This is a genomic window from Paenibacillus sp. EPM92 (genome assembly GCF_016586185.1).
GTDB lineage: Bacteria > Bacillota > Bacilli > Paenibacillales > NBRC-103111 > Paenibacillus_G > Paenibacillus_G validus.
On sequence record NZ_BCPS01000094.1, the window covers coordinates 1 to 9,016 of the forward strand.

Genomic DNA, 9,016 nt, shown 5'->3' on the forward strand with positions numbered 1-9,016 from the left:
AAACGGTTCCCGGAACCGAAGTTCCAAGAACCGCCTGCAGGCTCTGATTTGTCTCATGATGCATACGGCAGAAGACAACTACCCAACGATATATGTTATAAACCCGACTGTCGCAACAGCCCGGGCATCGTAGTTAGTTTAAATCTTACAGCTTGATAACGTTAGCTGCTTGAGGACCGCGGTTGCCGGAAACGATTTCGAACTCAACCGATTGGCCTTCTTCCAACGTTTTGAAGCCATCGCCTTGAATAGCCGAGAAGTGAACGAATACATCGTCTCCGCCCTCAACTTGGATAAAACCATAGCCTTTTTCTGCGTTAAACCATTTTACTGTACCTTTCAATGAAAACAACCTCCTAGATGTATCGCCATCAAGGGCGAATAATTCAATTATACCACCAGTATGAGGATAAATCAACTTGCTTCCTCTTATTCATACGCCAATCTCAGCAGCTCTTTGGAGCCCGGAATGAACGGCAGCGACGACTCCGGCAGCGAGGCTTGAATCCCTTGCCGGCCCAGCGCTTCCGACAGCCGCTCAAGCAGCGGATAACGATCCCACCCCAGCGTAATCACCGGGTAAATCCGTACTTCGCCGCCTCGCCGGCAAACGCGCATCAGCTCTTGAAGCGCCGCGAGATGGAAGTCAAAGTCGAATTGCTCATGATACAGAAATAAAAAATGGCTGACCAGCACCAGCGAAAACTCGCCGCTTTCGAATGGCAGGCGCGGCAGCTTAGCCGGCACGTAACGGCCGTTCGACCGCTCCGCTTCGTAGTGCGCGGCAAATCGTTCGAGCGACGCCTCGCGATTGGAACGATGGCGATCCACATCGCCGTAATAGCTCCAGTCGAACTGCTCCCGAATTGCCGCCAGCTTCGCTGTGGAAGCTTCAATTTCCCGGACGCCGTTCGCGCGGATCGCTTCCGGCTCCAGCGCATACAGCGGGTCTGCCGCCCGGGCATCGTAACCTCGGCCGCATGCTTCGGCCACGAACGATGAGGCCCCCGCCGCCACGTCCAACACCGCTCCGCTTTGCAGCAGCTCGGGTCTCAAGGCAAACATCCGTACATACTCGTCATAGGATCGGCACGTCATGGCTACGCCGATTTGTTCATACGCTTTCCGTTCTTTGCTCATCTCCAAAGCACTCTCCTCGTCTCGACTCATCTTGATAGCTCTGGGCCTCCACCCGCCCTCCGGCCGATGCTGAAGCTTAGCAGGATATTACCACGGTTTGGAGTGGGACGCAATGCCGATTGTCCCGTATCCCGTACCGCCTTGATTTTCCGCGGCAGTTAAGGTATGATTCGCGAGTAGAGAGACTGGTTGTGTCCTTCATTATTATGTTGAAAAGAGGTTCCCCGCACGTGATTAAAAAACATACGATTTACAAAACCGATAAATGGAATATGCTGACCGTGGAAGTGAACGGCAAACAATTGATTTTACGTGAAATTTCCGACCAATGGGGCGAAGAATGCCATACGTTCCTCAGCCGTCCGGAGATGATGCACTGGGTCGGAGAGCGCTTTTCCAAAGAACGCTTTCAAGGCACGGAAGAAGAGCTTGAGCAAATTTGGGAAGCGTTTCGCCAAGTATAAAAGCCGATTTTGCATTTTCAGGCTTGACTTCTTGCTTGTTTGGCTTCTATAATTAAGATAATTACATAAGGATGTCCTCCAAAGGGGAGTAGCTGTCACAGTAAAGTCGTCAATTCGGGTTCTTGCGAGCCCCGGCTTTATTGGCAACGTCACGTTGTTAGCAAGACCTTTGCCTATTATGGGTAGAGGTCTTTTTTGTTTGAAAAAAGTACCTGAACCAAACCAGGCACAGGATCATTTTTATGTACACAATAATTATAAAAGAAAGAAGGAGTGAGGGACATGGAGTGGTTAACGCCATCATTTTTACTAGCGTTGTTGAACATTATACTCATTGACCTCGTACTGGCAGGCGATAACGCGATCGTCATCGCGCTCGCAGCGCGCAACTTGCCGAAAGACAAGCAGAAGGGCGCCATCCTGTGGGGAACCGTCGGTGCGGTTGTCATTCGAATCGTCGCCACACTCGCCGTCGTCTGGCTGCTGGAGCTGCCTTATTTGCTGCTCATCGGGGGACTCGTCCTAATCTGGATCGCTTACAAATTGCTCGTCGACCAGAAGGACCACGCCATTGAGGCTAAGCCAAGACTCGCGGACGCGATTCGCACGATCATCATCGCCGATGCGGCTATGGGCTTCGACAACGTCATCGCAGTTGCCGGCGCCGCACACGGCAGCTTCTCGCTGGTCATCCTCGGACTCATCATAAGCGTACCGATCATGGTATGGGGCAGCACGCTGTTCATTAAGCTCGTCGACCGCTTCCCGATCATCATCTGGCTCGGTTCCGCCGTCCTTGCCTATACGGCAGCCAAGATGCTGACGGAGGATCGCTCCGTAGCCGGATACTTCCATGAAAATCCGGTTGTGAAATGGGCGATTGTCTTCCTGATCATCGTGGGCGTACTAGCCCTTGGCTACTTGAAGAAAAAATCCGGATCGGTCGTCTCGGTCAATGAGCATGGCGCGTTAACGATTCCGGTCGGTTTAGAGAAAGAAGCCGGCATCCAGCCGGACGACAATTTCACGGCAAGCCGGGATAAAGACGGCCGTCTCGTATTGGTGAAATCGCGAAGCTAGAACGGCTCGCTGAACGGAACTCTTGAAAGCCGATCCCTCCAGGGGGTCGGTTTTTTGCCGTCCGTACAAAAAAAGGAAAATAACGCTAGGCGGCGAACATACATTACATAGATAAGAGGTGATTTTTGTGAACAATGCCACGTCGATCGTTACCTTCATCATCCTTTCCTTTTGCTTGGCCTTGATATTAATTATGAAGAAGGATACGCTGCCGTCCGGCGTCAAACGGCCCCTCGCCCTTCTGGCGCTCGTGATGGTCGCGTTCTCGTTCGGGCTGCTGATCTATTCATTCCTTGCGAATCCGGTCTAAGCACCAAGCGATTAGACTTCGGCGTCCGGAATCCCTATACTAATATTTAAGCCTCGCTCCGGTCATACTATCCCGTAAGTTTTCTGACCGACCTCTTCTTCCTATGGAGCGTGAACGAGCGATGCGATGGATTCCATTAGGGCTGTGCGGCGCGCTAAGCGCTTGTTTGCTGATGCCATCGGCGTCAGCGGTCCAGGCGGATCAAACCGCCACACCTAATCATATGACAAGGAGGGCACCCATGAATCAAGTACTGAAACGTAACGAGGTCCCGGACGAGCACCGCTGGAACTTAGAGGATTTAATCAAGGGCCAGGAGGCATGGGATCAAGAGTATCGTCAAGTGAAAGAGCAAGTGAAAGATATTGCGCGTTTTCAGGGCAAATTGAGTGACCCGGCCTCTATTAAGAAGTGCTTCGAGCTGGAAGACAAGATTTCCTTACATATGGAACGGCTGTACGTCTATGCGAACCTGAAGCATCACGAGGACATGACGGACCCTGCGTATCAGGCCTTATCGGATAAATCCAAAAAGCTGAGTGTTGAAGTGAACGAAGCGATGTCGTTCATCTCGCCGGAGATTTTGAGCTTATCCGACGAACAGCTTCAGAAGCTCGTAGCAAGCCCGGAGCTTTCTTTCTATAAGCGCACGCTGGAAGAATTGATTCGCCAGAAGCCGCATGTACTCGGCAAGGACGCAGAGTCGCTGCTGGCTCAAGTCGGCAACCTGGCGCAGGCACCCGGCACGATCTTCGGCATGCTGAACAATGCGGACCTGAAGTTTCCTAAGGTCAAAAATGAGCAAGGCGAAGAAGTCGAGCTGACGCACGGCCGCTACATCCAATTCCTGGAGAGCCCCAACCGTACGGTGCGCAAAGAGGCGTTCGAGGCGATGTATGCGACCTACGCGAAGCAAAAAAATACGATAGCGGCGACGTTGTCGGCCAACGTGACGAAGAACATTTTTTACTCCAGAGCCCGGAAGTATCCTTCTGCGCTCGAGATGTCGCTCTTCGGCGATAAAATCGACAAAAGCGTCTATACCAACCTGATTGACGCCATTCACGAAGCGCTGCCGCTGATGCACCGATACATGGAGCTCCGCCGCAAGCTGATGAAGCTCGATGAGCTGCACATGTACGATTTGTTCGCTCCGCTCGTCGAGGAATATAAGCTTGACATCACGTACGAGGAAGCGAAAGCGACCGTGAAAGAAAGCTTGAAGCCGCTCGGTCAAGACTACTTGAACATTCTTCAAGAGGGCTTCGACAACCGCTGGATCGACATCTACGAGAACGAAGGCAAGCGGAACGGCGCCTACAGCTGGGGAGCCTTCGGCACTCATCCTTACGTGCTGCTGAATCATAAGGACAACCTGAACAGCATGTTTACACTGACGCACGAGATGGGCCATGCGCTTCACTCGTACTTGTCCGATACGAACCAGCCGTATCGCTACGCACAGTATACCATCTTCTTGGCCGAGGTCGCTTCAACGCTGAACGAGGCGCTGCTGATGGATTACTTGCTCAAGAAGTCGACGGATCCGAAGGAAAAGATGTATCTGCTCACCTACTATATGGATCAATTCCGGACGACGGTGTTCCGCCAGACGATGTTCGCCGAATTTGAGAAAATCATTCACGAGAAGGCCGAGCAAGGCGAGTCATTGACGCCGCAGCTGCTGAGCCAGGTGTACTACGATTTGAACGTCTTGTATTACGGCAAAGACATGGTCGTGGATAAAGACATTGAAATGGAATGGGCGCGCATCCCCCATTTCTATAACAGCTTTTACGTTTATAAATATGCAACCGGCTTCTCGGCGGCGACGAGCTTCGCGAAGCAAATTTTGGATGAAGGCGAGCCGGCCGTCGAGCGTTACCTTGGCTTCCTGAAGAGCGGAGGCAGCGACTATTCGATCAATATCCTGAAGCGGGCCGGCGTCGATATGTCCTCGACGGAACCGATTAAACAGGGAATGAGCGTATTTAAAGATTTATTGGAACAAATGGAATCGCTAGCGAAGTAAGTGCTGGCGAGTCAGGCTGAGTTCGGTTCCCCCGGCTCAGCCTTTTTCCGTCAGCCCCTCCCGTTCTCGCCCATTCCGACAAATTTTAATTTCCCGCAGGAGTGTGATCGCATGATGAAAGCCCAGAGGATGCTCATTTTGACGCTTATTTTTGCACTGATTACCGCTATCTTTGCCGTGATCAACGTTGATCCGGTGCGTGTCAATTTCCTCGTCACCCAGGCGGATATTCCGTTAATACTCGTCGTGCTCGGCTCCACCTTGCTCGGCGGACTCATCGCATCGCTGCTCGGCATGCTCCGGCAGTTCAAGCTGAAGCGCACCATTCGTCAGTTGGAGAAGCGCGTCAGCGAGCTGGAGCGCGAACAGGCGGAGTCGGCAGCCGCGCCCGTTCCGGCTTCTCCCGATTCCCATGGTACAGCCGCTCGCGGTACGAAGAACGTTTAAAAAAATTAAATTTACATCAAATCTTCCTTAAGTCGTACATAAAGAAGGATTATTCATTGAAGTAAACTGGCTCTTTCCATTAAAATGTATGTAGGAATGGCATGAACGACTACTTCGTGCAGGAAGGGTGCCTACAGCATGAGCGACCCCGGGGTGGAAAGCCAAGAACAACATCTGAATACGCTTGCGTTTCAGCGATCCTTAACAGGCATGGCCTTTCTGTCGGCCGAAGGAACGTTCGTTTCCCTCAACCCTGCCTTCTGCAGCATCATGGGCTATGAACGGGAACAGCTGCTCGGCAAGCACGTCGATAGCATTAGGCACCCTGCAGATATCGAGAGCTTGTATGAGGCGAAGCCGAAGGTCTTGGACGCAATTGGGCTTGAGACGTCCGCCCCATCCGCCGATCCGAAGGAACGGAGATTCGTCGATCGTAACGGGAATACCATTTGGGCCAACGTTGCCGTCTCGGTCCTCCGGACATCCCCCGGGCGGCAGCTGTATTTCATTCAGGTGCAGGCTATCACCGAGCATAAGCCCTTGCAAACGGGAGCCGAACGCTCGCTCGCCCAAATGATCGATATGCTGGAGCATAGCACCGACGGTTTCTTTGCGGTTGATTCCCAAAGCCGCTTTACCTATGTGAACCGTTCCGCAGAAATGTTCTTCGGACGGTCGCGTGCCCACTTGATCGGGTTAAGCTTCACCGATGTGTTTCCGGAAGCAGCGGCACAGGCGATTGCTGAACATTGCAGCCGCATACTGACCGATCATCGGCCAAACCTTCTTGAACTGTATGACGAACCAGGCAACCGATGGATCGAAATCAACGCCTCCCCGCTGGCCGACTCGTTCTCGGTCCTTTTCCGCGATGTCACCGATCGCCGTCAAGCCGAAGCCGCCTTGCGGGAAAGCGAGGAATTGCACCGGATCCTGACGGAGCATTGCAGCGATATCATTTCCAAGCATACGGGCGAAGGGGATATTCTGTACGCCTCGCCTTCGAGCAAGACGCTGCTCGGCTACGAGGCGGAAGAGCTTATCGGCACAAACATCTTTGATTACTTCCATCCGGAGGACCTGCGGCTTATACAGGATGCCGGCGATTACTCGATCATGGCGACCGAGATGAGCTTGCCTCCCTACCGAATGCGTACGAAACAAGGCGAATACCTGTGGTTGGAAACGAATATTCGCAGGGTCAGTACGCCGGAGCCCGGTTCGAAACCGTTCGTCTGGGTGTCTCGCGACATTTCCGCACGCAAAAAAAACGAACAACAGCTCTTGAAAACGAACGAGCTGCTGCAAAAAATATCGTCGATCGACGCGCTCACCGGCCTCGCCAACCGGCGCAGCTTCGATGAAAATTACGCGCGGGAATGGAGACACGGCTTGCGGTTCGCCACCCCGCTTTCCGTTATTTTACTCGACATCGATTATTTTAAACGGTATAACGATAATTACGGCCATCATGAAGGAGACTTATGCCTTCAGCAGGTAGCGGAAGCGCTGCTCCGTGCGGCCAAACGTCCGGGCGATTTCATTGCCCGTTTCGGCGGCGAAGAATTTATTATCGTGCTGCCGATGACCGACGAGTCCGGAGCCGCCTTCGTAGCCGAACAGCTTCGATACGAAATCGAGCGCTTGGGCATTCCGCATACATGCTCGGACGTATCGACGATAGTAACCGCCAGTCTGGGGTTTGCGACGCTTGTGCCGAGCCGGGAGCTGTCGCCGCAGGAGCTGCTCATCAGAGCGGACCGGGCTTTATATCAAGCGAAACAAGAAGGGCGAAACCAGGTAAAGGAGTTTTTGACCGCATAGTTCAAACGCTCCTTCCTTAATGGAAAAACGGGCGTTTTTTATTGAAACAATTGGCGGGCGCGCTTCGTTAGAAGAGTAATCGGATCGATTTCTTTCTGATCGTAAACCCGTATAAGGAGGGATATTTAGGTGAGCAAGAACCAATCATGGATGGCGAGGCTGTTGGTCATCTCCCTGCTGGCGGGCGCAATTCCCGCAGCAGCGCAGGCGCAAACGGAACAAGGCATCTCTTTAAGTCTGAACGGTGGACCTGTCCGTTTCTCCGTCGAACCGCAGCTTGTCAACAGCACATTAATGGTGCCGCTGCGCGACGTATCGACGGCACTTGGGGTAACGGTCGAGTGGGAGCAGGCCGCCAAGACGGCGACAGCGGTTAAAGGCGAGCGATCCATTCAGCTGACCGTCGGCAGCACGACCGCCTACCGCGGCGATACCGCCGTCACGTTGGCCGAAGCCCCGGTAACGGTGCAGGACAAGCTGCTCGTGCCACTGCGTTTCTTCAGCGAGTCGTTCGATTTTAACGTCTACTGGGACGGAGCGAATCGAGCGGTGAGTATCGTGGACGCGGATAAGAGCCTGCCGACCGTCGGATCCGTCGCCAGGCTCCAGGAGCTGCTGAAGGAGTCCGGCTTCGGCACGGATTCGGGCAGCGGGTTCGCCGCCACGGGTGCGGTCGCCGAGAAGGCGATGTCCTCCGCGGCAGCTGCCGCTCCGGCTGCAGCAGCACAAGCCAAGTCTGCGGACGCCGCCGGCGGTGCCGGGTATTCGGGCACGAACGTGCAGGTCGAAGGCGTCGACGAAGCCGACATCATCAAGACGGACGGCCAATACATTTACCAAGTGAACCGCGACCGGGTGATCGTAACGTCGGCGGTTCCCGCCGACAACATGAGCGTCGTCGGTACGGTGTATGTGGACGACCGCAACTTTTATCCGCGCGAGCTGTATGTGGACGACTGGCATTTGGTCGTGATCGGTACGACATTCCATCCGCAGTCTGGCGAACCGGTTCAGCCGGAACCGATGCCGCTGCTCGGGGATAAGCCCGCTGTATCGGCGAACCCTTCCGCAGCGGTCGATTCCGGCTCATCCGCGAGCGTCGAACGGATGCCGGTCGTTGCACTGGCTGGGGGCGAATTGAAGAAGATCGCGGTGCGCCCGAACCCGGGCCGTTCTACGACCAAGACGATCGTATACGATCTCGCCGACCGCAGCAGCTTGAGGCCGGTGCGTGAAACCGAGCTGGAGGGCAACTACATATCTTCGCGTAAAATCGGAGACGCATTGTATGTGATTACCAACAAGTACATGAATTCGTTCCAGCTGATGCGCCCGAACGGGGCTGAAGCAGGCGCCGGTACGGACGCCTCCCTGCCCGCTTACCGGGATTCGAACGCCGGCACAAACTTCCAAACGATCGGGCTGGAAGACGTTCGCTACTTTCCGAAAGCTGTAAAACCGAATTACTTGCTTATTGGCGGCCTCAACCTCGGGGAACCCGGGAAAAACATGCAGGTGACCAGTTACTTGGGCTCCGGGCAGCACGTCTATGCATCCGCTTCGAACCTGTACATCGGAGTGAACGAATATGAGGCGGCGCCGGAGGGCCCGGTTGCTTTAGCTGCACCTGCGGCGGAGCAGGCCGACCGGTCAATGCCGCCAAGCTGGACGCCGCCGGAGACGCAAACCGTCATTTATAAATTCGGTCTGAATCAAGGC

General features: G+C 54.1%; 8 protein-coding genes and 1 pseudogene. 7 read left to right on the forward strand and 2 right to left on the reverse strand.

Features of this window, described 5'->3' with window-relative positions:
* Nucleotides 1–145: 145 nt before the first annotated feature.
* The gene (locus JMF85_RS23335; protein ID WP_054796811.1) at nt 146–343 is read right to left on the reverse strand and encodes a cold shock domain-containing protein; all 198 of its coding nucleotides are present in this window, start codon (nt 341–343) and stop codon (nt 146–148) included.
* An 86-nt stretch (nt 344–429) separates the two neighbouring features.
* A complete protein-coding gene (locus JMF85_RS23340; RefSeq protein ID WP_141333807.1) occupies nt 430–1,140 on the reverse strand; it encodes a class I SAM-dependent methyltransferase in 711 nt (236 codons plus the stop codon).
* A gap of 230 nt (nt 1,141–1,370) precedes the next feature.
* On the opposite strand from JMF85_RS23340, the gene JMF85_RS23345 reads away from it, so the two are divergent.
* The 7 genes and pseudogenes from JMF85_RS23345 to JMF85_RS23375 all read left to right on the forward strand — a co-directional run.
* Nucleotides 1,371–1,604 (forward strand): hypothetical protein, encoded by a 234-nt coding sequence (locus tag JMF85_RS23345; protein WP_127606155.1) that lies wholly within the window; start codon nt 1,371–1,373, stop codon nt 1,602–1,604.
* Between the two features lie 282 nt (nt 1,605–1,886).
* Nucleotides 1,887–2,540, forward strand: a pseudogene (locus JMF85_RS23350) (TerC family protein); the annotation flags it as partial.
* Nucleotides 2,541–2,811: 271 nt separating this feature from the next.
* Nucleotides 2,812–2,994, forward strand: coding sequence for a hypothetical protein (locus JMF85_RS23355; RefSeq protein ID WP_054796846.1), 183 nt, complete (start codon nt 2,812–2,814; stop codon nt 2,992–2,994).
* A 241-nt stretch (nt 2,995–3,235) separates the two neighbouring features.
* Nucleotides 3,236–5,026, forward strand: a complete 1,791-nt coding sequence (gene pepF / locus JMF85_RS23360; RefSeq protein ID WP_127606159.1) for an oligoendopeptidase F — start codon at nt 3,236–3,238, stop codon at nt 5,024–5,026.
* A 111-nt stretch (nt 5,027–5,137) separates the two neighbouring features.
* Nucleotides 5,138–5,473, forward strand: coding sequence for a LapA family protein (locus JMF85_RS23365; RefSeq protein WP_236595963.1), 336 nt, complete (start codon nt 5,138–5,140; stop codon nt 5,471–5,473).
* A gap of 138 nt (nt 5,474–5,611) precedes the next feature.
* Nucleotides 5,612–7,297: a sensor domain-containing diguanylate cyclase gene (locus tag JMF85_RS23370; RefSeq protein ID WP_201318999.1), complete on the forward strand. Its 1,686-nt coding sequence runs from the start codon at nt 5,612–5,614 to the stop codon at nt 7,295–7,297.
* A 129-nt stretch (nt 7,298–7,426) separates the two neighbouring features.
* On the forward strand, nt 7,427–9,016 hold a 1,590-nt coding region (locus JMF85_RS23375), incomplete at its 3' end, for a beta-propeller domain-containing protein (protein ID WP_236595964.1).